Source organism: Paracidovorax anthurii, assembly GCF_003269065.1.
Lineage (GTDB): Bacteria > Pseudomonadota > Gammaproteobacteria > Burkholderiales > Burkholderiaceae_C > Paracidovorax > Paracidovorax anthurii.
Genome location: NZ_QLTA01000019.1, coordinates 60,894 through 83,340 on the forward strand (window position 1 = coordinate 60,894; position 22,447 = coordinate 83,340).

Below are 22,447 nucleotides of genomic sequence, written 5' to 3' on the forward strand. Positions count from 1 at the left end.
GCGCGCGCGGGGCGTCAGCCCTTCTTGACTTCCTTGACTTCGGCGTCCACCACGTTGTCGTCGTGCGGTGCGGAAGCGCCGCCCGAGGACGACGAGGCCGCGCCGCCGGCCGCAGGGCCGGCTTCCGCACCCGCCGCTGCGGCGGCAGCGGCCTGGGCGGCCTGCGCGTCGGCGTACATCTTCTCGCCCAGCTTCTGGCTGGCGGTCATCAGCGCGTTCGTCTTTTCCTCGATCGCGGCCTTGTCCTCGCCCTTGAGCACGGCTTCAAGGTCCTTCACGGCGGCCTCGATCTTCTCCTTCTCGCCGGCATCGAGCTTGTCGCCATGCTCGGCGAGGCTCTTGTTCACGCTGTGCACCGTGGCCTCGCCCTGGTTGCGGGCCTGCACGAGTTCGAGCTTCTTCTTGTCGTCGGCGGCGTTCAGCTCGGCGTCCTTCACCATCTTCTGGATCTCGTCCTCGGACAGGCCCGAGTTCGCCTTGATGGTGATCTTGTTTTCCTTGCCGGTGCCCTTGTCCTTGGCGCCCACGTGCAGGATGCCGTTGGCGTCGATGTCGAAGCTCACCTCGATCTGCGGCACGCCGCGCCCGGCCGGCGGAATGCCTTCCAGGTTGAATTCGCCCAGCAGCTTGTTGGCGGTGGCGAGCTCGCGCTCGCCCTGGAACACCTTGATCGTCACGGCCGGCTGGTTGTCGTCGGCGGTGGAGAAGGTCTGAGCGAACTTCGTCGGGATCGTGGTGTTCTTGGTGATCATCTTGGTCATCACGCCGCCCAGGGTCTCGATGCCCAGGGACAGCGGGGTGACGTCGAGCAGCAGCACGTCCTTGCGGTCGCCCGAGAGCACCTGGCCCTGGATGGCGGCGCCGACGGCCACGGCCTCGTCGGGGTTCACGTCCTTGCGCGGCTCCTTGCCGAAGAACTCCTTGACCTTCTCCTGCACCTTGGGCATGCGGGTCATGCCGCCCACGAGGATCACGTCGTGGATGTCGGCCACGCTGATGCCGGCATCCTTGATGGCCGTGCGGCAGGGGGCGATGGTGCGCTCGATCAGCTCATCGACCAGGCTTTCGAGCTTGGCGCGCGTGAGCTTGATGTTCAGGTGCTTCGGGCCGGAGGCATCGGCCGTGACGTAGGGCAGGTTGATGTCGGTGGCCGAGGAGCTGGACAGCTCGATCTTGGCCTTCTCGGCGGCTTCCTTCAGGCGCTGCAGGGCCAGCACGTCCTTGGACAGATCGACGCCTTGCTCTTTCTTGAACTCGGCAATGATGTAGTCGATGATGCGCTGGTCGAAGTCCTCGCCGCCCAGGAACGTGTCGCCGTTGGTGGAGAGCACCTCGAACTGCTTTTCGCCATCGACGTCGGCGATCTCGATGATGGACACGTCGAACGTGCCGCCGCCCAGGTCATACACGGCGATCTTGCGGTCGCCCTTTTCCTGCTTGTCCAGGCCGAAGGCGAGCGCGGCGGCCGTGGGCTCGTTGATGATGCGCTTGACGTCCAGGCCGGCGATGCGGCCGGCGTCCTTGGTGGCCTGGCGCTGGGCGTCGTTGAAGTAGGCCGGCACCGTGATCACGGCCTCGGTCACGGGCTCGCCCAGGTAGTCCTCGGCGGTCTTCTTCATCTTGCGCAGCACTTCGGCGCTGATCTGCGGGGGCGCCAGCTTGTTGCCGCGCACTTCCACCCAGGCGTCGCCGTTGTCGGCCTTGGCGATCGTGTAGGGCATGAGGTCGATGTCCTTCTGGACTTCTTTTTCCTCGAACTTGCGGCCGATCAGGCGCTTGGCGGCGTAGATGGTGTTGCGGGGGTTGGTGACGGCCTGGCGCTTGGCCGAGGCGCCGACGAGGATCTCGCCGTCTTCCTGGTAGGCGATGATGGACGGCGTGGTGCGGGCACCCTCGCTGTTCTCGATCACGCGCGTGGTATTGCCTTCCATGATGGCCACGCAGCTATTCGTGGTGCCCAGGTCGATACCGATGATTTTTCCCATGTTGTTCTCCGCGATTCTTGAAGGATTTGGATAGCCAATAACGTGTGGATAACTTGCCCGGCTTCAAGCCGTCCGCGCACCGATTTCTGCAGGTCGCGCGGCCCGGTCCGGGGCGGGGCGGCTTATTTCGGGGCCGCCACGGTCACCAGCGCGGGGCGCAGCACGCGGTCCGCGATGGCGTAGCCCCTCTGCAGCACGGCAACCACGGTGTTGGGCTCCTGCTCGGCGGGCACCATGCTGATGGCCTGGTGGTGGTGGGGGTCGAACTTTTCGCCCGCGGCCGGCTGGATGGCCAGCACCTTGTTGCGCTCGAGGGCGGAGTTGAGCTGGCGCAGCGTGGCGTCGGAGCCTTCGCGCAGTTGCTCGATCGTGGCGTCCTTGATCGCCAGGGCCGCCGTCAGGCTGTCGGCCACGGGCAGGAGGCTTTCCGCGAAGCTCTCGATGCCGAACTTGCGGGCCTTGGACACTTCCTCTTCCGCGCGGCGGCGGGCGTTCTCGGCCTCGGCCTTGGCGCGCAGGAACTGGTCGGCCAGATCCGCGCTCTTGGCCTTGAGCTCCGCCAGCTCGTTCTGCAGGCGGCCCAGTTCGTCCGCGGTGTGCGCCGCCATCGCAGCTTCGACCTCTTCGGGCGCGGCGGACGGTGCGGGGGTGCCTGCGGGTGGGGGGGTGAAATGCTGTGGATCGGACATGTCGGTTGTTCTATGAAGAAGTGAGAATGAACGAGGACGCCCGGCACCTGGGTACAAAGGGACGGATTTCAAGCGAAAACCCGCCAAATTCCGGCATCTGCCTCCTCCGCAGGTGCGGCAGGCGCACGGCGACCAGGCGGAAGTGTACAAGCCGGAGGGCTCGCGGCTATAATCGCCGGCTTTGCCTTGCCACACTGCTTCACTCGACGCGGCAGGTGGTTTTCGACCAAAAGGAGTTTGCATGCGTCACTACGAAATCATCTTGCTGATCCACCCGGATCAAAGCGAACAGGTTCCAGCCATGCTGGAGCGCTACAAGGGCATGATCACTGCCGGCGGCGGCAAGGTCCACCGCGTGGAAGACTGGGGCCGCCGCCAGCTGGCCTACATGATCAACAAGCTCGCCAAGGCCCACTACCTCTGCGTGAACATCGAGGCCGATCAGGCCGTGATGGCCGAGCTGGAGCACGCCTTCAAGTTCAACGACGCCGTGCTGCGCCACCTGACCGTCCAGAAGAAGAAGGCCGATACCGGTCCTTCCTCCATGATGAAGACCGTCGAGCGCGAAGAGGCCCGCAAGGCCAGCCAGGCCGAGTTCGCCGCTACCGAGCGCTGATCCGCCGGCAGCATCCGAGGATGCGTGGAACACCGCAATACCGTGGCCCTCACGGCCTGCATCGCGGAGACGAAACCCCTGCGATACACGCCCGCCGGCCTGCCTGCGCTGGATCTTCTGCTGGAGCACGCATCGCGGCAGACGGAAGCCGGCGTGCAGCGTGAAGTGAGCGCCGCCGTCAAGGCGATCGCCTTCGGCGCGCTGGCCGAGCGGCTGGCCCGGCAGGCGCTGGGAAGCCTCTGGACGTTCCAGGGCTTTCTCGCCACGCCGCGCAACGGCAAGGGTCTGGTGTTCCACATCCAAGACATTCAACAAGATTAATTTTCAAGAGGTCCGAAAATGGCCACGTTCAAGAAATTCAACAAGGACAAGCGTCCGAAGCGCAACACCCAGTCGCTGCTGTTCAAGCGCAAGCGCTTCTGCCGCTTCACCGTCGCCGGCGTCGAAGAAATCGACTACAAGGACGTCGACACGCTGCGCGATTTCATCGCCGAGAACGGCAAGATCATCCCCGCGCGCCTGACCGGCACGCGCGCCATCTACCAGCGTCAGCTGAACACCGCCATCAAGCGCGCCCGCTTCCTGGCCCTGGTGCCCTACAGCGACCAGCACAAGATCTAAGGAGCACGAGCCATGCAAATCATCCTGCTCGACAAGGTCGTCAACCTCGGTAACCTCGGCGAGATCGTCAAGGTCAAGGACGGCTACGCACGCAATTTCCTGATCCCCGCGGGCCGCGCCCGCCGCGCCACCGAAGCCGCCAAGGCCGAGTTCGAAGCCAAGCGCGCCGAACTCGAAAAGGCCGCTGCCGCCAAGCTGGCGGAAGCCCAGGCCCAGGGCGAGAAGCTCGGCGGCACGACCGTCAAGCTGACGCAGAAGGCTGGCGTGGACGGCCGCCTGTTCGGCTCCGTGACCAACCACGACATCGCCGACGAGCTGAACAAGCAAGGCTACAAGGTCGCGAAGGCGCAGATCCGCCTGCCCAACGGCCCCCTCAAGACGGTGGGCGACGCCACGGTGAGCGTGGCTCTGCACACCGACGTGGTGGTGGAAGTCAACGTGTCCGTGTACGGCGAAACCGCCTGATCCACGCGGAAAGAAGACTTCTTTCCGCCATGGGCAAAAGCCGCCTCCGGGGCGGCTTTTGCGTTTCTGGCGCGGCCATTCATGCACCGCCTGCCCACCGGCTGTGAACGGGTTGTCCACAGACTTGTCCCCTGATCGATATGCCCCGGGCGCCTCGGCGCGCGGGGGTGCAAGGACCGATTGCCATGAGTACCGACTTCCCTCCCCTCCTTGAGTCCGATTTCACGCCGTCCGTGCCTGCCGACCAGGAGGTGGCCAAGCTGCGCGTGCCGCCGCATTCGCTGGAGGCCGAATCCAGCGTGCTGGGCGGGCTGCTGCTGGACAACATGGCCTGGGACCGCGTGGGCGACCTGCTGGTGGACGGCGCCTTCTACCGGCATGAGCACCAGCTGATCTATGCGGCCATCGGCAAGCTGATCAATTCCAGCAAGCCGGCCGACGTGATCACGGTCTTCGAGGAACTGCAGAGCCTGGGCAAGGCCGAAGAGGTGGGCGGGCTGGTCTACCTCAACAACCTGGCGCAGTACGTGCCCAGCGCCAGCAACATCCGCCGCTATGCGGAAATCGTGCGTGAGCGCTCGGTGCTGCGCAAGCTGGTCACGGCCAGCGACGAGATTTCCACGAATGCCTTCAACCCCAAGGGCAGGACCGTGGAGAAGATCCTGGACGAGGCCGAGTCCAAGATCTTCGCCATCGGCGAAGAAGGCTCGCGCATGAAGCAGGGTTTCCAGTCGCTGGACACCCTGGTGGTCGATCTGCTGGACCAGGTGCAGGAGATGGCGGACAACCCCATGGACGTGACGGGGGTGCCCACCGGCTTCGCGGACCTCGACCGCATGACGTCGGGGCTGCAGGCCGGCGACATGATCGTGCTGGCGGCGCGGCCGTCCATGGGCAAGACCTCGTTCGCCGTCAACATCGCCGAGCACGTGGCGCTCAACGAAGGGCTGCCCGTCGCGATCTTCTCGATGGAAATGGGCGCCGCGCAGCTCGCGGTGCGGATCGTGGGCTCCATCGGCCGCGTGAATCAGGGCAACCTGCGCACCGGCAAGCTCACCGACGAGGAGTGGCCGCGTCTGACCGAGGCCATCGAGCGCCTGCGCACCGTGTCGCTGCACATCGACGAAACCCCGGGCCTCACGCCCGGCGAACTGCGCGCCAATGCGCGGCGGCTGGCGCGGCAGTGCGGCAAGCTGGGGTTGATCGTGGTCGATTACCTGCAGCTCATGAGCGGATCGGGCAGCAGCGGCGGCGACAACCGCGCCACCGAGCTGGGCGAGATCTCGCGGGGCCTGAAGATGCTGGCCAAGGAGCTGCAATGCCCGGTGATCGCGCTCTCGCAGCTCAACCGCTCGGTGGAGCAGCGCACCGACAAGCGCCCCATGATGTCCGACCTGCGCGAATCCGGCGCCATCGAGCAGGATGCGGACATCATCATGTTCATCTACCGCGACGACTACTACAACAAGGACAGCAAGGAGCCGAACGTGGCCGAGGTCATCATCGGCAAGCAGCGGAACGGGCCGACGGGCACGGTGAAGCTGTTCTTCCAGAAGAACCAGACGCGCTTCGAGAACCTTGCCATGGGCTCGGGCGACGACTTCTGAAGCCTTTTGGGCTCCATGTCGCCGTATCCATTGAATAGTTTGCTATTTTTTATGTAGCAATCGGAGGCCTTGGGCCTCGCGGTACGCGGCTGGCGGTTTCAGGCACCCGCCGTCACCCAGGCCCCCAGCACCACCACCACGAGGGCCAGCGCGCCGCCGGCCCAGGCGAGCCGCTGGCCCTGCACGCGCAGGGTCTCCACGGTGCGCACCAGCAGGGCGTTCTGCTCGGCCAGGGACTGGATCAGCTGGGCGGACGCCTGCTGCTCGGCCTCGAGGCGCTGCACGCGTTCCAGCAGCATCGCCGCGGTTTCCTCGGGCGAGGGCGCGGCAGGCGCGCCCGGCGCCGTCTCGGCGGGGCGGCGCGATGCGCCCAGCAGCCGGCGGGCCGCCTGCACGATCTGGGGCGTGGCTTCGATCACCTCGCCCCAGGGCACGAGTTTCAGCGCGGTCATCCATCCCACGGCCATGCCCGGTGCCCCTGCCGTCAGAGCACTTCACTCGCGAAGTCCGCGAGGCGCGAGCGCTCGCCGCGTGCCAGGGTGATGTGCCCGCTGTGCGGCCAGCCCTTGAAGCGGTCCACGGCGTAGGTGAGGCCGGAAGAGCCTTCGGTGAGGTAGGGTGTGTCGATCTGCGCGAGGTTGCCCATGCAGATGATCTTGGTGCCCGGGCCCGCGCGCGTGATGAGGGTCTTCATCTGCTTGGGCGTGAGGTTCTGGGCCTCGTCGATGATCACGTACTTGTTCAGGAAGGTGCGGCCGCGCATGAAGTTCATGCTCTTGATCTTGATGCGGCTGCGGATCAGCTCGTTGGTGGCCGCGCGGCCCCATTCGCCAGCATTGCCGCCGTCGCCCTTGGCCAGGAATTCGAGGTTGTCGTCGAGCGCGCCCATCCAGGGGCCCATCTTTTCCTCTTCGGTGCCGGGCAGGAAGCCGATGTCCTCGCCCACGCTCACGGTGGCGCGGGTCATGATGATCTCGGTGTAGCGGCGCTCGTCCAGCACCTGGGTGAGACCCGCGGCGAGTGCCATGAGCGTCTTGCCGGTGCCGGCCGTGCCGGTCAGGGTGACGAAATCCACGTCCGGGTCCATGAGCAGGTTCATCGCGAAGTTCTGCTCGCGGTTGCGCGTGTTCACGCCCCAGACGGTGTTCTTGGCCGAGCCATAGTCCTTGAGCGTCTGCAGCACGGCGGTCTTGTCGCGGATCTCGGTGACGCGCGCGAACAGGCTGGGCTCGCCGGGCGCCTCGAAGAACACGAACTGGTTGATCATGAGCTGCGGCACGATCGGCCCGCCGATGCGGTAGTAGGTGTGCGGGCCGTTCTGCCAGCTCTCCACGTTCTTGCCGGTCTTGGCCCAGAAGTCGGGCGGCAGGGCCAGCACGCCGGAGTAGAGCAGGTCGCCGTCCTCCAGGGCCTTGTCGTTCTGGTAGTCCTCGGCGGCGAGGCCCAGGGCGCGCGCCTTGACGCGCATGTTGATGTCCTTGGACACCAGCACGACCTCGCGCGGGGCGTACTTGTGGCGCAGGGCCTCGACCACGCCCAGGATCTGGTTGTCGGCCTTGCCGGGGGGCAGGCTCGTGGGCAGGCTGTAGTCGAGGGGCTCGGTCTGGAAGTAGAGGCTGCCGCCGGCCGCGCGCTGGCCCGTGGCGTCGAGCCGGAGGCCGCGGGCCATGTCGGCGCCCTGCGCGGCGGCGAGCTGATCGAGCGTGCGGCTGGCCTGGCGGCCGTTGCGGGCCACCTCGGTCATGCCCTTCTTGTGGCCGTCGAGCTCCTCCAGCACGATCATCGGCAGGAAGATGTCGTGCTCTTCGAAGCGGAAGAGGCTCGTCGGGTCGTGCAGCAGCACGTTGGTGTCGAGTACGAACATCTTGGTGGGGCCGGTGCCCCGTGCCTTGCGCGGGCGCACCGCAGGTTCGGCGGGCGGGGTGGGCTGCACGCGGGTTGCCGCGGGCTCGGCGGCGGTGGCTGCGGGCGGTGTGGCGAGGACGGCGGCCGGGCGCTTGGCGGTGCGCCGTGCGCTGGAGGCGGGCACGGGCGCTGCTGCCGGCGTGGAGTCCTCGGTGGCCGCGCTCTTGGCGCGTGCATTGGCGCGTGCATTGGCGCGGGGGGCGGTGCCCGGGGTGGCGCGCGCGGTGCGCCGGGAGGACGTGCGCGGTGCTTCGGCGGGGGTGGCCGGCACATCGGCGCCACGGTCATCCGTGGCCTGCGGGTCTTCCGTGCGGGACTTGGCGGTGGCGCGGAACGCGTCCGGGGAGAGCAGGGCGGCGCGCTTCGTCGGTGCGGGTGGCAGGGGCATGGTGCGGGGCCTCGAAAGGACGGAAGAGGGTCAGAAAGCAAAAAGCCGCCTGGAGGCCAAGGCGGCTTTGGTGGGGAGCGGTGGCTTTGCGGAGTGCTGCGGCATCGAGCCCATTATGCACGTCCCCATGCGGCTCCCGCGGTGCGCGGGCGGGTGCCCGCAGGGGCTTACGCCGCCTTCTTGAGGGCCTTGATGGACTTGACGGCCTTCAGGACCTCGTCCACGTGGCCCGGAACCTTCAGGCCGCGCCACTCCTGCACGAGGATGCCGTCGGGGCCGATGAGGAAGGTGCTGCGCTCGATGCCCTTGACCTTCTTGCCGTACATGATCTTGTTCTTGACCACGCCGAACATGTGGCACATCTTCTCTTCCGTGTCGGCGATGAGCTCGAAGGGCAGCTCCAGCTTTTCCTTGAAGTCGTCGTGGGACTTCATGTTGTCGCGCGACACGCCGAACACCGCTGCGCCGGCCTTGGCGAAATCCTGGTACTTGTCGCGGAACTGCATGGCCTCGGTGGTGCAGCCCGGTGTGTTGTCCTTGGGATAGAAGTACAGGATCAGAATCTGGCCGAGGTGCGATGTGTTGGAGACCTTGATCCCGCCGGTCGCGTTGGCTTCAAATTCAGGGAGGGGTTTGTTGACAACGATCGCCATGGCACTTCAATCTTTGGATGTAGTCGTTGAAAAGCCGGAGGAGTTGTGTGTTATTGCTCTTGGAAGGCCCCCGACCGCAACCCGTGATTTTACCTTGAAACGGACTCTTTCGCGAATCGCAGTCTGTAACCAAGATACCAGCGCATTTCAGGCGGTGGACTCCAGCACCAGGGCCGCGACGACGTTGCGGCCCTCGCCGGCGAGGATGTTGTAGGTGCGGCAGGCGGCCTGCGTGTCCATGGTTTCCAGGCCCGTGCGCCGGGCCATGAGCGGCTGCAGCCAGGCGGGCGGCGGGAAGCGGTTGCGGCGGCCGCTGCCGAAGATGATCACCTCGGCATCGAGGTCGGCCAGTTGCGCGAAATGCCCGGCCGTCAGGTCTTCGAAGCGCGCGCAGTTCCAGGTCAGCCGCTGGCCGCGCGCGCCGATCACCACGCTCTCGGTGAGCCGCTCGCTGCCCACCGCGATCCAGTCCGGGCCATAGGCGCTGATGGTCTGGGCTTCGGAGCGGTCGGGCTGGAATTTCATGGGGCTGGGCGGGTGCGCCGCCCGCGGTGTCTGCCGCCGCGCGGGCAGCTCTGCGCAGGGCGCGGGCGAAGGGTGGAACTGTGGTCAAATTATAGGTTTCGCCAGAGAGGCAATGCCCGCTGGCGGGGTATCCGGCCTTTTACGTTCCCTCTTCCCAAGTCCCTCGCGGCGCCGTTGCGCGCGGGCCTCCGCATGATGAAAACGATTCACAAATCCGCGAAGTTGAATAACGTTCTCTATGACGTGCGGGGGCCGATCGTGGATGCGGCCAAGCAGATGGAGGACGAGGGCCAGAAAATCATCAAGCTCAATATCGGCAATCTCGCGCCGTTCGGTTTCGATGCCCCCGAGGAAATCCAGCAGGACATGATCCGCAATCTGCCGAATTCGGCGGGTTATTCCGACAGCAAGGGGATTTTCGCGGCGCGCAAGGCCGTGATGCATTACAGCCAGCAGCAGGGCGTCAAGGGCGTGACGCTCGACGACATCTACCTGGGCAACGGCGCGAGCGACCTCATCACCATGGCCACCAACGCGCTGCTCGACGACGGCGACGAGCTGCTGGTGCCCGCGCCCGATTACCCGCTCTGGACCGCCGCGGCGAGCCTCTCGGGTGGCCGCCCCGTGCACTACCTGTGCGACGAGGCCAACGGCTGGATGCCCAACCTGGACGACATCCGCGCCAGGATCACGCCGCGCACCAAGGGCCTCGTGGTCATCAACCCCAACAACCCCACGGGCGCGCTCTATTCCGACGAGCTGCTGCAGGCGCTGGTGGACATCGCGCGCGAGCACGGCCTGGTGCTGCTCGCCGACGAGGTGTACGACAAGGTGCTCTACGACGGCGTGCGCCACACGCCGCTGGCGAGCCTCTCGACCGACGTGCTCACGCTCACGTTCAATTCGCTCTCCAAGGCCTATCGCTCCTGCGGCTACCGCGCGGGCTGGATGGTGATCTCGGGCAACCGGTCGGTGGCCCGCGACTACATCGAGGGCATCAACATGCTCGCCAACATCAAGCTGGGCTCGAACGTGCCCGGCCAGTGGGCGATCCAGACGGCGCTGGGCGGCTACCAGAGCATCAACGACCTGGTCAAGGAAGGCGGGCGCCTGCGGCGCCAGCGCGACCTGGCCTACGAGCTCATCTCGGCGATCCCGGGTGTGAGCTGCGTGAAGCCGAAGGCGGCGCTCTACATGTTCCCCCGCCTCGATCCCGCGATGTACCCCATCGCGGACGACCGCCAGTTCTTCATGGAGGTGCTGCGCGCCACGCGCGTGATGCTCGTGCAGGGCTCGGGGTTCAATTACCCCGACCAGCAGCATTTCCGCATCGTCTTCCTGCCGCACGAGGACGACCTGCGCGAGGCCATCGGCCGGCTGGCCGACTTCCTCGCGCAATACCGCCAGAAGCACGGTACGGCGTGACGCCGGGCCGGCTGCTGACCCCTGTTTCCATCGCCGCGGATGCCGCCCCGGGTGCGCGATGCGGCGCAATTTGACTGGTAATTCTCTGATCATGAAACCGATCCAAGTGGGCCTGCTGGGCATTGGCACCGTCGGCAGCGGCGTGTTCAACGTGCTGAACCGCAACCAGGAAGAAATCCGCCGCCGCGCGGGCCGCGGCATCGAAATCGCCTGCGTCGCCGACCTGGACGTCGGGCGCGCCCGCTCGGTGGTGGGCGATGCCGCGCAGGTCGTGGCCGATGCGCGCGCCGTGATCGCCAACCCCGACATCGACATCGTGGTGGAGCTGATCGGCGGCTACGGCATCGCCAAGGCGCTGGTGCTCGAAGCCATCGCCGCCGGCAAGCACGTGGTCACCGCCAACAAGGCGCTGCTGGCCGTGCACGGCACGGAGATCTTCGCGGCCGCCTCGGCCAAGGGCGTGATGGTGGCCTTCGAGGCCGCGGTGGCCGGCGGCATCCCGATCATCAAGGCGCTGCGCGAGGGCCTCACGGCCAACCGCATCCAGTGGATCGCCGGCATCATCAACGGCACCACCAACTTCATCCTCTCGGAGATGCGCGACAAGGGGCTGGACTTCGACGTGGTGCTCAAGGAGGCGCAGCGCCTGGGCTACGCCGAGGCCGACCCGACCTTCGACATCGAGGGCGTGGATGCCGCGCACAAGGCCACGATCATGAGCGCCATCGCCTTCGGCATCCCGGTGCAGTTCGACAAGGCCTACGTGGAAGGCATCACCAAGCTCGGGGCGGCCGACATCCGCTATGCCGAGCAGCTCGGCTACCGCATCAAGCTGCTGGGCATCGCCCGCCGCCGCACGGGCGGGGCCGACGGCGTGGAACTGCGCGTGCACCCGACCCTGGTGCCGGCCAAGCGCCTGATCGCCAACGTGGAAGGCGCGATGAACGCCGTGGTGGTGCAGGCCGATGCCGTGGGCACCACGCTCTACTACGGCAAGGGCGCGGGCAGCGAGCCCACGGCCAGCGCCGTGATCGCCGACCTGGTGGACATCGCGCGCCTGGCGGCCGCCGACCCCGAGCACCGCGTGCCCCACCTGGCCTTCCAGCCCCACACGCTCGACGAGGCGCGCGACGCGCTGCCCGTGCTGCCGATGACCGAGGTGGTCACGAGCTACTACCTGCGCCTGCGCGTGGCCGACGAGGCCGGCGTGCTCGCCAAGGTGACCGGCCTGCTGGCCGGCGCGGACATCAGCATCGATGCCGTGCTGCAGCGCGAGGCCGACGAGGTGGGCGGCGAGGGCTCGACCCACACCGACCTCATCATCCTCACGCACGAGACGCGCGAGGGCACCATGAACGACGCGATCGCGCAGATGCAGGCCCTGCCCACGGTGCTGGGGCCGATCGTGCGCATCCGCAAGGAGGAGTTGAACTGATGCGCTACCTCTCCACCCGCGGCCACGCAGACCGCAAGCGCTTCTGCGAGATCCTGCTGGAAGGCCTCGCGCCCGACGGCGGCCTTTACCTGCCCGAGCACTATCCGCGCATCGACGACGCCGCGCTCACGCGCTTGCGCGCGGCCTACCACGAGCAGGGCTACGCCGAGCTGGCGTTCCAGATCCTCTCGCTCTACATCGACGACATTCCCCCCGCCGACCTCAAGCGCCTGTGCGAGAAGACGTACACGGCCGAGGTGTTCGGCACGGGCGAGATCGTGCCGCTGCGCCACCTGGAGAACAGCCTGTGGCTGGAAGCGCTTTCCAACGGCCCCACGCTCGCCTTCAAGGACATGGCGATGCAGCTGCTCGGCAACCTGTTCGAGTACGAACTGGGCCGCCGCGGCGAGACGCTCAACATCCTTGGCGCGACCAGCGGCGACACCGGCAGCGCGGCCGAGTACGCGATGCGCGGCAAGCGCGGCATCCGCGTGTTCATGACCAGCCCGCACGGGCGCATGAGCCCGTTCCAGCAGGCGCAGATGTTCAGCCTGCAGGACGAGAACATCTTCAACATCGCCATCGAGGGCGTGTTCGACGATTGCCAGGACATCGTCAAGGCCGTGAGCAACGACCTGGCCTTCAAGCGACGCTTCAAGATCGGCACGGTGAACTCGATCAACTGGGCGCGGCTGCTGGCGCAGGTGGTCTATTACTTCGCGGGCTACGTGCAGGCGACGGAGCACAACGACCAGAAGGTGAGCTTCACGGTGCCCTCGGGCAATTTCGGCAACGTCTGCGCGGGCCACGTGGCGCGCATGATGGGTCTGCCGATCGACAAGCTCGTGGTGGCCACCAATGAGAACGACGTGCTCGACGAGTTCTTCCGCACCGGGGTCTACCGCGTGCGCGGCAGCGCCGACACGCACGAGACCTCCAGCCCGTCGATGGACATCAGCAAGGCCAGCAATTTCGAGCGCTTCGTGTTCGACCTGCTGGGCCGCGATGCGCAGGCGACCCGCGCGCTCTTCGGGGATGCCCTCGCGCGCGAGGGCCGCTTCGACCTGAGCGGCGACCCGCGCTTCGCCGAGGCGGCCGCTCGCTACGGCTTCGAGAGCGGCAAGAGCACGCACGCCGACCGCATCGCCACCATCCGCGACACCTGGCAGCGCTTCGGCATCACCATCGACACCCACACGGCCGATGGCGTGAAGGTGGCGCGCGAGCACACCGAGCCCGGCGTGCCCATGCTGGTGCTGGAGACGGCGCTGCCGATCAAGTTCGCGGAGACGATCGAGGAGGCCCTGGGCCACGCGCCCGAGCGCCCCGCGAAGTTCGAGGGCATCGAGAACCTGCCCAAGCGCGTGCAGGTGATGCCCGCCGACGCGCAGCGGGTGAAGGCCTACATCGAGCAGCATTGCGAAGCCCCGGCTTGAGGGTTTGAACGCGTTCTGAGAGCCTGGGAGCCTCCATGTCGCCGTGTTTGCTGCATGGAATGCTCCTGAAAATATAGCAAACGCACGGAGGCTGCCATGAAGGTCGTCGGCTTCGCCGGTTTTTCCAACAGCGGCAAGACCACGCTCGTGGAGCGGCTCATTCCCCTGCTGCGCGCGCACGGGCAGCGCGTGTCGGTGGTGAAGCACGCACACCACAAGTTCGACATCGACCAGCCCGGCAAAGACACCTGGCGCCACCGCGTGGCGGGGGCCTTCGAGGTGGTGGCGTCCTCCGGCCAGCGCATGGCGCTGATGCGCGAATACGAAGTGCCCGCCGAGCCCGTGGTGCACGACCTGATCGCGCGGCTCGACCCGGCCGTGGACTGGGTGCTGGTGGAGGGCTTCAAGGAAAGCGACCTGCCCAAGGTCGAGGTCTGGCGTTCGCCCTCGGCCGACTATCCGGCGCATCCCGTGCGCTACGGCGCCGATCCGTGGATCGTGGCCGTGGCCGCCGATGCGCCCGCCGCGCGCCTGCCCGCGCCGCCCGGCGCGCTGCCCGTGTTCGACGTGCGCGAGCCTGCCGCGCTGGCCGACTGGCTGCGGGCCGAGGGGCACCGCTGGGAGTACCGCGCGGGCGGCGCCGCGCCGGCGGCCCGGGAGGCCCGGCCATGACCGCCCCCGCACCCCGCCCGCCGCTCAAGCCCCTGGACGATGCGCTGGCGGACCTGCTCGCGCAGGCCGCCCCGCTGTCGGGCGAGGACGTCGTGGACACCTTCGATGCCGATGGCCGCGTGCTGGTGGCCGATGCCGTCTCGCCGCTGCGGGTGCCGCCGCACGACAACAGCGCCATGGATGGCTACGCGCTGCGCTGCGCCGATCTGCCGCTGGAGGCATCGGCCGGGCTGCCAGTGTCGCAGCGCATCGCGGCGGGGGCCGCGCCTGAACCCCTCGCGCCCGGCACGGCCGCGCGCATCTTCACGGGCGCGCCGCTGCCTCCGGGCGCGGACGCGGTGGTCATGCAGGAGGAGTGCGAGGCCCTGGAGGGCGGTGCGCGCGTGCGCATCCAGGCCGTGCCCCGGCCGGGCCAGTGGGTGCGCTGCGCGGGCGAGGACATCGAGGCGGGCGCCACGGTGCTCGCGGCCGGCACGCGGCTCGGGCCGGCGGCGCTGGGGCTGGCGGCCAGCATCGGGCTCGCGCGGCTGCGCGTGGCCCCGCGCCCGCGCGTGGCGCTGTTCTCCACCGGCGACGAACTCGTGATGCCCGGCGAGGTGCCCTCCGAGCGCATGCCGCCCGGCGCCATCTACAACAGCAACCGCTTCTTCCTGCGCGCGATGCTGCAGCGCCTGGGCTGCGAGGTGACCGACCTGGGCATCGTGCCCGACCGGCGCGATGCCACCGAACGCGCGCTGCGCGAGGCCGCGCAGGGCCACGATCTGGTGCTCACGAGCGGTGGCGTCTCGGTGGGCGAGGAAGACCACGTCAAGCCCGCCGTGGCGGCGCTCGGCCGGCTCGACCTGTGGCAGGTGGCGCTCAAGCCGGGCAAGCCCTTCGCCTACGGGCGCATCGGCGAGCGCGCGCATTTCATGGGGCTGCCGGGCAATCCGGTGTCGAGCTTCGTCACCTTCGCGGTGCTGGTGCGGCCCTTCCTGCTGCGGCTGCAGGGCGCGCGCGACGTGGCGCCCCGGGCGGTGGATGCGCGCGCCCATTTCGCGTGGCCCCGGGCGGACAAGCGCCGTGAATTCCTGCGCGTGCGCCGCAATGCCGAGGGCGGGCTCGAATTGTTCCCGCACCAGGGCTCGGGCGTGCTCACGTCCGCTGCCTGGGGCGACGGCGTGGTGGACAACCCGCCGGGCCGCACGATCGCCCACGGCGACACGGTGCGCTTCATTCCCTTCGCCGATCTGCTCGCATGACCTTCGACGCGCCAGCTTCTTCCGTCACCGCTCCGGGCTCCCCCGGGGCCATCACGGTCACCGTGCGGTATTTCGCGTCCATCCGCGAGGCGGTGGGGCGGGGCGCCGAGGCGCTGGCCACGCGCGCGGCCACGCCGGGCGCGCTGCGCGACGAGCTGATCGCGCGCGGCGGCCCCTGGGCCGAGGCCCTGGCGCGCGGCCGCGCGGTGCGCGTGGCGCTCGATCAGGTGCTGTGCGGCGAGGATGCCGCGCTGGCCGAGGGGGCCGAGGTGGCGTTTTTCCCGCCGGTGACGGGCGGCTGAACTCGCCACGGCAGCGCCCGTCCCTTCATTCCCGGGGCGTGTCGAGGTCCGCGAGCGCTTCCGCCTGCGCCTTCGCCGCGTCCCGCAGGCGCTGGGCCAGCGCCACCGAGGCCGGCGCCATCGGCGCGCGCAGCGTGTTCTCCATCCAGCCCCGGGCCGACAGCAGGGCCTTGAGCGGCGCGGGGTTGGGCTCGGTGAAGAAGGCCTCGACCAGCGGCGCGAGCGCGCGCCACAGCGCCCGGGCGCGCGCGAGGTGGCCCGCCTCCAGCGCGCGCAGGCATTCCACGAGGCGCGCCGGCTGCCAGTGCGCGCTGGCCGCGATGGCGCCCGCGCCGCCCAGGGCCATGGTGGCGAAGATCTGCGCATCTTCCCCCGCCAGCACCTGCAGCGCGCCGTCGGCGATCAGCGCCTGGGTCTTGGCCGTGCTGCCGCCGCAGTCCTTCACGGCGCGGATGTTGGCGTGCGCGGCCAGCGTGCGCAGCGTGCCCAGCTCCAGCGTGGCGCCGGTGCGGTAGGGGATGTCGTAGACGATGAGCGGCACGGCGCTGGCGTCGGCGATGGCGTGGAACCACTGCAGCAGGCCCGCCTGCGCGGGGCGGATGTAGTGCGGCGCCGGCACCAGCAGGCCGGCCAGGGGCAGGGCGTTCCACTGGCGCACGCGCTCCAGCGCGTGGCCCAGGTGGTAGCCCGACAGGCCCATCACCACCGGCAGGCCGTCCGCGGCGTCCAGCACGGTGGCCAGCACCGCATCCTGCTCGCCGGGCTCCAGCGCGGCCGCCTCGCCCGTGGAGCCGCAGGCCACGAAGCCCGCGATGCCCTGGTCCCGCAGGCGCCGCACCAGGGCCGCCAGCGTCGCATGGTCCACCGCGCCGCCCGAGGCCGCGAAGGGCGTGACGAGCGGCACCCAGAGCCCCGAGAAGTCGCCGCGGGCGCGCCGCGGGGCGGGCGCGGGCAAGGGCGCGGCGGCCACGGAGAGGGAGACGGGGGAGGTAAGGGGCATGGAAAGCATCCTTGTTCAAGAAACCGGAATGCCGGGACCGGCCCCGTTGCCCTCCGGCATGCGCAGGGAGGTCCGGTGGGTCGGGGATGCCTGGGGGAGGGAGGGGGCCGCCGCGCACCAGGACGGGCATGGCCCAGTGTAGTGGCGGTGCCGTAAAAACAGTGTCAATGCCGCGCCGCATTCCACGCGGGCCCGGGGCCCGCGCTGTCAGAACGTGTTCACGTGCTCAGGCGGCGGGTGGCGCCCCGGCGGCCGGCAGCTCCGGGCAGCGCCAGTCCAGCAGTTCGGCCAGCCGCAGGGTGATCCAGCGGGCCTCCGCCATGGTCACGCCGGCGCCGGGCGAGGCCAGGCCGGCGTGGATGCGCAGCAGCACTTCGGATTCCGACGGCGCCTGCACGTGGTAGAGCACCCGGGCCTGCTCCACGAGGTGGTTCGCGAGGTCTTCGCAGAACTCGTGGCGCTCCCGCACCTCGGCGGCCGGCGCGGTGAGGCGCTGGCGCGCGTCGCTGTAGAGCGCGATGAAGGAGGGCGGGACGTGGATCTGGTTGTCGTCGTGCATGGCGGCGGCTCGGGGGGCGGGGCGGTGTCAGTCGGGCGTGAAGAGCCGCTCGAAGCGCCGGGCATCCTCCTCGCGCTCGAAGGTGGCGAGCTGCCCCATCTTGTTGTCCGCGTGCCGGCAGGCGGCGAACAGGCTGGCCGGGCCGGCGAGGCCGTAGTCCGGCAGGTGGATGAGGGCATACGGATGGGGCACGAAGACCTGGTGCGCGAAGACGTCCCGGCGCGTGTTGCGCGGCGACGGGAAGAGCAGGTAGAGGTCGGTGGTGATGGTCTGCGTGGCCATGGCGGGAAGCGGCGTGGGGATCGGCGGGCCGGGCACTTTAGCAAACGTGGCCCCGGGCGCGCGGCGCGGCCGCTTCCGTGGACCGTTCCCGTGGACAATGGGCAGCCATTCACGCTGATACACGCACCAGGAGCCCGCATGGCACGCCAGGACAAGAACGCATGGGCCGCGAAGGTCTTCGCCCTCATCCAGGGAGGCCAGACGCAGGCCGCCATGGCGCAGATCAAGGTCGCCCCCTCGGCCGCCGACGTCGGGCGGCTGCAGGCGATGCTTGCGCGCGCGCCGGCCGCCACGGCCGTGCGCCGCCAGCTCGACGCCTTCATCGAGGAGGAGCAGGCCCTGCTGGCTGCGCCCCGCCTGCACCGCGCGCCCTGAGGACGTGTGAGCGTGTGAACGAATCCCGCGTGCCCGCTCCATGAACGCCCCCCATCCCCCGTCCCCCGCCCGCGTCGCCATCCAGGCGCAGGATTTCGACGTCTCGGCCGAGCTGGCCGCGCTGCGCGCGCAGGACGCGCGCGTGGGCGCCGTGTGCTGCTTCGTGGGCACGGTGCGCGACCGCAGCGGGGGCGAGTCGGTCGCCTCGATGGAGCTGGAGCACTACCCCGGCATGACCGAGAAATCCATCGAGGCGATGGTGGACGAGGCGCTGCGGCGCTTCGACATCTTCGCCGCGCGCGTGGTGCACCGCATCGGTTGGCTCGTGCCGCAGGACCAGATCGTGCTGGTGGCCGTCACCTCGGCGCACCGGGGGCAGGGCTTCCAGGCCTGCGAATTCCTCATGGACTACCTCAAGACCCAGGCGCCTTTCTGGAAGAAAGAGGCCACGCCCGGGGGCTCCCGCTGGGTGGATGCGCGCGTGAGCGACGACGAGGCGCTGGCGCGCTGGGGCATCGCGTCCCGCAACGCCTGAGAGCGTGTTCACGATCCCGCCGAGAGCTTCGAGCGGGTTCACGGTGCCGGATACGAGCGCCGAGCGCGGGCCGGGGCGGTGCCTGCCCGTGGGCCATTCGGTCCCGACGGCGTGCGATGGCTCTGCGGGAACGATCTGCACATTCCTCTTTGATCGCAGGTAAGGGAATTCCCACCCTCCGCGAATGGAGATTCCCCGGTACTGTTCGGCCATAAAGGCGAAAAGCCAGAACACGTGTGCTTAGAGGTAAAGGGAGGGAGCAGCATGAAAGCTGTCGTTTTTACGGTGGCGGACTATTTGCTTGCGCGGCTGAAACAGTTGGATGTGACCGAGGTCTTCCAGATCCCAGGCGACTACGTCAAACATTTCACCCAGGCGCTTGAGCATTTTCCGGGCATCGCCACCATCGGCGCTGCCAACGAGCTGGACGCGGCCTACGCCGCAGATGCCTATGCCCGCACTCGCGGGCTGGGGGCGGTTTCGCTCCAATACGGCGTCAGCACCTTCAGCGCGCTGAACGCGATTGCCGGGGCCTATGTGGAGCGGAGCCCGGTGATCGTCATCAGCGCCACGCCCGGGGCCGACGCCCGAAACATTACCGACATGTACGGCGTCACCTTTCACCATTCCACGGGTGATCTGCATGCCGACCAGAACGTGTTCGAGAACGTGACGGTGGCCGCCCGCACGTTGAGCACGAATGTCGGCGCGGCCGAGGCCATCGACCACCTGATCGTCGAGGCGCTGACGCACAGCCGGCCGGTCTATATCGCCTGCTACAAGGAGGTGTGGGGCCAGCCCTGCCCCCGCCCGCCCCGGACGCCTCTGAAGGCCCGCGAACTCAAGGGCCCGCCCGACGCCTTGCGGAACGCCGTCGAGCAGGCGTGGAGCATGATCACGGCGGCCAAGAAGCCCGTCATCCTGGCGGGTGAAGAAGTGCTGCGCTTTGGCCTGAGCGGCTTGCTGCAGCAGCTCATCGACGCGAGCGGGTTCGTCTATACCACCACCTCCCTGGGCAAGACGGTGCTGGACGAAGGCGGCCCCAAGTTCCTGGGCACCTATTCGGATGAAGCATCCATCCCCAGCGTGATCGACGCGGTCCTGGGCGCCGACTGCGTGCTGTGCCTGGGCACCTTCATCACCGACGACTACCTGATCTTCATCGAGAAGCAGTACGCCAACATGGTCCTGGCCACGGCGCAGGGCGTGCGCGCGGGCTACTTCAAGTACCCGGACGTGGTGATGAAGGAGTTCATGCAGGCGCTGCTCGAGAAGTTCAAGGGCAGCAAGGCCTATCCCGGCAAGGCCATCGCCCCGCCGCAGCCGGCCTACCCCGAGCCCTGGAAGAGCAACTCGGACCCGAAGTTCGACAAGCAGCCCGAGGTCATCACCTTCAACCGCTTCTTCCAGCACTCGATGAACTTCCTGGCCGAAGCCGGCCACCTGGACGACATCGTCATGCCGCTCGGCGTCAGCAGCTCCATGTACGTGGCCACGAACGCCTACGGCATGCGCCAGGGCAGCTTCATGGCGTCAGCCGCCTGGCAGTGCGTGGGCTTCGAGACCGGGGCGGCCAGCGGCGCTCAATTGGGCAGCCGCAAACGCGCGTGGGCGGTGGCGGGCGATGGCGGCGTGATGATGGTGTGCCAGGCCATCAGCACCCTGGCCAAGTACAAGCTCAACAGCGTCATCTTCGTGATGAGCAACCAGGTCTATGCCATCGAGCAGGTGTACGTGGACATGAGTGCCTTCCAGACGGGCAAGTTCGACACCTTCGACATCCTGCCCCAGTGGGACTACCTGGCACTGGCCAAGGCCTATGGCGCCGAAGGATTCCGCCTCGAAACCGTGTCCGACCTGAAGGCCGCGCTGCCGCGGATATGGAAGGTCAAGGACCGCCCGGTGCTGGTGGAGGTCGTCATTCCCGCGACCGACCTGGCCGGACAAATGAAGCGCCTGGGCAGCGAGTGACCCCGGCCCGGCCCCTCTTCCAACTCCCACAAGATCCGCGACGATGACCAAGAAGACCTACTCCATCTTTGGTGCCGGTGCTGCCGGCCTGTACACCGCCTGGCGCCTGCTCGAAGGCCAGCTGAAGAACGCGAAGTTCGCCAGCCGCCAACTCAAGCGTGGCGATGTGCTCGAGTTGTACGACTGGGGCCAGTACGACTTCAACTCCGCCAACCCCGGCACGCGCGCCGCGGGCGCGCGCATCTGCACCTGGCACTACCAGAACAACCCCGGCAATTCCTTTGTGGAGTTGGGCGGCATGCGCTATTCCCACTGGGAATCCACGCCCACGCCGCAGTTTCCCGACCCCAACGGCGGCACCACGCCCGGGCACCGGCTGGTCACCACCGTCATCCACGAACTGGGCCTGGACAAGTTCAGCGTGCCCTTCAACGTGACGGACAACCAGCTCTACAGCCTGCGCACCCGCAACTTCTACCTGAACGACATCAGCAGCAACAACCCGGCCCCGTATGCCGCGGCCAACTACGCGGCCGGCGTCAGCCCGGACAACGGGTTCTCGGTGCTGCAAGACCTGGTGCCGCAGACGATGGGCAGCCACTGGACGCGCAAGGACTGGTGCCACTTCTACACCACAGGCGTCATCGAGCGCCGGCAGTCCGACGGCTACGTCTTCCAGCAAGGCGACCGCTTGCGCGACATCGGCTACTGGAACCTGCTGTACGACCAACTGGGCTCCGAAGGTTTCGACTACGCGGCCGACGGCAACGGCTACAGCTCGAACGTCATCAACACCCACGCCGGCGTGTCGATGAACATCAACAACGAGTTCACGCCGGGCACGCAGTACCGTACCCTCACGACGGGCTTCTCGGGCATGTTCAATGCCCTGTTCGACCGGATCGAGAAGCTCGCCAAGGCCAAGGGCGTGGTCTTCAAATACCAGCCCAACACCCGCCTGCACTCCATCCTCTGGAAAGACGGGAAGGCCGCCTTCACGCTGGCCACGCGGGCCAACCCGGACAAGCCCAGCGCCCGAGGCCAGGCCGACGCGGCGTGGCTGGCCATGGGTCGGGCGCCTATCGAGCGGGTGGCCCAGGCGACCTGCTACCAGGAGCAACCCGGGCTGGACGTGCTGAACCACGAGCAGGTCAGCTTGTACCGGGAGTCCACCATCATGCAGCCGTCCTACAAGGTGGGCATGTTCTTCGACACCGACTGGTACTCCAATCTTTCATCCTCCGCGCCCCCCTATCCCGCCAAGATCGAAGGCTATTGCGTCACGCCCACGGAGATCGCGGAGCTGGCCAAAAGCAAGTTCCCGGCCCCGGCCATCAAGGCGCTGAAGACACTGGCGTTCAACCCCTACACGTCCATCGGCGATCTGGTCGAAGCCATCGAGGCGCAGACCGGCACCGCCTTGACGGTCAAGCAGGGGCTTTGTTGCACAAATCACCCCGGCCACACCGGTAGACTGAAGGCGTGACGGAAGCAAAGAGCGAGAGGCGGACCAAGTACCGCACGACGAACTGGAAAGCCTACAACGCAGCGCTGAAGGCGCGAGGATCGTTGACGATGTGGCTGGATGAAGGCATGCAGTGGCTTGGCAAGCCGAACGGCAAGCGCGGGCGCAGCCCGACGTTCTCGGACGCAGCCATCCAGTTTTGCTTGAGCATCAAGTGCCTGTTCGGCCAGCCCCTGCGGCAGGCGCTGGGCATGGTGGACAGCCTGCTGCGGCTGGCCAAGCTGGACTGGCCGGT

The 22,447-nt window shown here is 67.9% G+C and carries 25 protein-coding genes; 16 read left to right on the forward strand and 9 right to left on the reverse strand.

The window, feature by feature from the left end; all coding sequences use genetic code 11:
• Window positions 1-14: 14 nt before the first annotated feature.
• Together dnaK and grpE are read right to left on the reverse strand one after the other, a co-directional pair.
• Window positions 15-1,985 carry a molecular chaperone DnaK gene (dnaK, locus tag AX018_RS11405; protein WP_111877405.1) on the reverse strand — a complete coding sequence of 657 codons (1,971 nt, stop codon included), beginning with the start codon at window positions 1,983-1,985 and terminating at the stop codon, window positions 15-17.
• 122 nt (window positions 1,986-2,107) lie between these two features.
• Complete coding sequence (gene grpE / locus AX018_RS11410; protein WP_111877406.1) at window positions 2,108-2,674, reverse strand: nucleotide exchange factor GrpE; 567 nt, start codon at window positions 2,672-2,674, stop codon at window positions 2,108-2,110.
• Between the two features lie 241 nt (window positions 2,675-2,915).
• On the opposite strand from grpE, the gene rpsF reads away from it, so the two are divergent.
• The 5 genes from rpsF to dnaB all read left to right on the forward strand — a co-directional run bounded on the left by rpsF (window position 2,916) and on the right by dnaB (window position 5,983).
• Window positions 2,916-3,290, forward strand: coding sequence for a 30S ribosomal protein S6 (gene rpsF / locus AX018_RS11415; protein ID WP_111877407.1), 375 nt, complete (start codon window positions 2,916-2,918; stop codon window positions 3,288-3,290).
• Window positions 3,291-3,314: 24 nt separating this feature from the next.
• Window positions 3,315-3,611, forward strand: coding sequence for a primosomal replication protein N (gene priB, locus AX018_RS11420; RefSeq protein ID WP_111877408.1), 297 nt, complete (start codon window positions 3,315-3,317; stop codon window positions 3,609-3,611).
• An 18-nt stretch (window positions 3,612-3,629) separates the two neighbouring features.
• A complete protein-coding gene (gene rpsR / locus AX018_RS11425) occupies window positions 3,630-3,911 on the forward strand; it encodes a 30S ribosomal protein S18 (protein WP_011794373.1) in 282 nt (93 codons plus the stop codon).
• A gap of 12 nt (window positions 3,912-3,923) precedes the next feature.
• The gene (rplI, locus tag AX018_RS11430) at window positions 3,924-4,376 is read left to right on the forward strand and encodes a 50S ribosomal protein L9 (RefSeq protein ID WP_111877409.1); all 453 of its coding nucleotides are present in this window, start codon (window positions 3,924-3,926) and stop codon (window positions 4,374-4,376) included.
• A 185-nt stretch (window positions 4,377-4,561) separates the two neighbouring features.
• Window positions 4,562-5,983 (forward strand): replicative DNA helicase, encoded by a 1,422-nt coding sequence (gene dnaB, locus AX018_RS11435; RefSeq protein WP_111877410.1) that lies wholly within the window; start codon window positions 4,562-4,564, stop codon window positions 5,981-5,983.
• A 98-nt stretch (window positions 5,984-6,081) separates the two neighbouring features.
• Here dnaB and AX018_RS11440 read toward each other — a convergent pair whose 3' ends face one another.
• The 4 genes from AX018_RS11440 to AX018_RS11455 all read right to left on the reverse strand — a co-directional run bounded on the left by AX018_RS11440 (window position 6,082) and on the right by AX018_RS11455 (window position 9,454).
• Window positions 6,082-6,450: a hypothetical protein gene (locus AX018_RS11440; RefSeq protein WP_111877411.1), complete on the reverse strand. Its 369-nt coding sequence runs from the start codon at window positions 6,448-6,450 to the stop codon at window positions 6,082-6,084.
• Between the two features lie 17 nt (window positions 6,451-6,467).
• On the reverse strand, window positions 6,468-8,276 hold the full coding sequence (locus AX018_RS11445) for a PhoH family protein (RefSeq protein ID WP_111877412.1): 1,809 nt from the start codon (window positions 8,274-8,276) through the stop codon (window positions 6,468-6,470).
• A gap of 167 nt (window positions 8,277-8,443) precedes the next feature.
• On the reverse strand, window positions 8,444-8,929 hold the full coding sequence (locus AX018_RS11450) for a peroxiredoxin (protein WP_111877413.1): 486 nt from the start codon (window positions 8,927-8,929) through the stop codon (window positions 8,444-8,446).
• 147 nt (window positions 8,930-9,076) lie between these two features.
• Complete coding sequence (locus AX018_RS11455) at window positions 9,077-9,454, reverse strand: Mth938-like domain-containing protein (RefSeq protein WP_111877414.1); 378 nt, start codon at window positions 9,452-9,454, stop codon at window positions 9,077-9,079.
• Between the two features lie 195 nt (window positions 9,455-9,649).
• On the opposite strand from AX018_RS11455, the gene AX018_RS11460 reads away from it, so the two are divergent.
• The 6 genes from AX018_RS11460 (at window position 9,650) to AX018_RS11485 (ending at window position 15,965) form a co-directional block, all read left to right on the forward strand.
• On the forward strand, window positions 9,650-10,879 hold the full coding sequence (locus AX018_RS11460) for a pyridoxal phosphate-dependent aminotransferase (protein ID WP_111877428.1): 1,230 nt from the start codon (window positions 9,650-9,652) through the stop codon (window positions 10,877-10,879).
• Between the two features lie 91 nt (window positions 10,880-10,970).
• Window positions 10,971-12,314 (forward strand): homoserine dehydrogenase, encoded by a 1,344-nt coding sequence (locus AX018_RS11465; protein WP_111877415.1) that lies wholly within the window; start codon window positions 10,971-10,973, stop codon window positions 12,312-12,314.
• On the forward strand, window positions 12,314-13,750 hold the full coding sequence (thrC, locus tag AX018_RS11470; protein WP_111877416.1) for a threonine synthase: 1,437 nt from the start codon (window positions 12,314-12,316) through the stop codon (window positions 13,748-13,750). The genes AX018_RS11465 and thrC overlap by 1 nt, the downstream gene beginning before the upstream one ends.
• A 96-nt stretch (window positions 13,751-13,846) precedes the next feature.
• On the forward strand, window positions 13,847-14,422 hold the full coding sequence (gene mobB, locus AX018_RS11475) for a molybdopterin-guanine dinucleotide biosynthesis protein B (protein ID WP_111877417.1): 576 nt from the start codon (window positions 13,847-13,849) through the stop codon (window positions 14,420-14,422).
• On the forward strand, window positions 14,419-15,663 hold the full coding sequence (locus AX018_RS11480; RefSeq protein WP_111877418.1) for a molybdopterin molybdotransferase MoeA: 1,245 nt from the start codon (window positions 14,419-14,421) through the stop codon (window positions 15,661-15,663). The genes mobB and AX018_RS11480 overlap by 4 nt, the downstream gene beginning before the upstream one ends.
• On the forward strand, window positions 15,660-15,965 hold the full coding sequence (locus AX018_RS11485; RefSeq protein WP_111877419.1) for a MoaD/ThiS family protein: 306 nt from the start codon (window positions 15,660-15,662) through the stop codon (window positions 15,963-15,965). The genes AX018_RS11480 and AX018_RS11485 overlap by 4 nt, the downstream gene beginning before the upstream one ends.
• A gap of 25 nt (window positions 15,966-15,990) precedes the next feature.
• Here the strand turns inward: AX018_RS11485 and dapA are convergent, their stop codons facing one another.
• The 3 genes from dapA to AX018_RS11500 form a co-directional block, all read right to left on the reverse strand.
• Window positions 15,991-16,965: a 4-hydroxy-tetrahydrodipicolinate synthase gene (gene dapA, locus AX018_RS11490; RefSeq protein WP_111877429.1), complete on the reverse strand. Its 975-nt coding sequence runs from the start codon at window positions 16,963-16,965 to the stop codon at window positions 15,991-15,993.
• Between the two features lie 226 nt (window positions 16,966-17,191).
• On the reverse strand, window positions 17,192-17,524 hold the full coding sequence (locus AX018_RS11495) for a hypothetical protein (protein ID WP_111877420.1): 333 nt from the start codon (window positions 17,522-17,524) through the stop codon (window positions 17,192-17,194).
• 27 nt (window positions 17,525-17,551) lie between these two features.
• Window positions 17,552-17,806: a hypothetical protein gene (locus tag AX018_RS11500; RefSeq protein WP_111877421.1), complete on the reverse strand. Its 255-nt coding sequence runs from the start codon at window positions 17,804-17,806 to the stop codon at window positions 17,552-17,554.
• A gap of 138 nt (window positions 17,807-17,944) precedes the next feature.
• Between AX018_RS11500 and AX018_RS11505 the strand changes: the two genes are divergently transcribed.
• The 5 genes from AX018_RS11505 to AX018_RS11525 form a co-directional block, all read left to right on the forward strand.
• Window positions 17,945-18,181, forward strand: coding sequence for a hypothetical protein (locus AX018_RS11505; protein ID WP_111877422.1), 237 nt, complete (start codon window positions 17,945-17,947; stop codon window positions 18,179-18,181).
• Between the two features lie 40 nt (window positions 18,182-18,221).
• Complete coding sequence (locus tag AX018_RS11510) at window positions 18,222-18,716, forward strand: molybdenum cofactor biosynthesis protein MoaE (RefSeq protein ID WP_111877423.1); 495 nt, start codon at window positions 18,222-18,224, stop codon at window positions 18,714-18,716.
• 264 nt (window positions 18,717-18,980) lie between these two features.
• A complete protein-coding gene (locus AX018_RS11515; RefSeq protein WP_111877424.1) occupies window positions 18,981-20,687 on the forward strand; it encodes an alpha-keto acid decarboxylase family protein in 1,707 nt (568 codons plus the stop codon).
• A gap of 43 nt (window positions 20,688-20,730) precedes the next feature.
• A complete protein-coding gene (locus AX018_RS11520; RefSeq protein ID WP_211322414.1) occupies window positions 20,731-22,173 on the forward strand; it encodes a flavin monoamine oxidase family protein in 1,443 nt (480 codons plus the stop codon).
• A partial coding sequence (locus tag AX018_RS11525) for a transposase (protein WP_211322415.1) occupies window positions 22,170-22,447 on the forward strand: 278 nt, incomplete at its 3' end. The genes AX018_RS11520 and AX018_RS11525, both read left to right, overlap by 4 nt.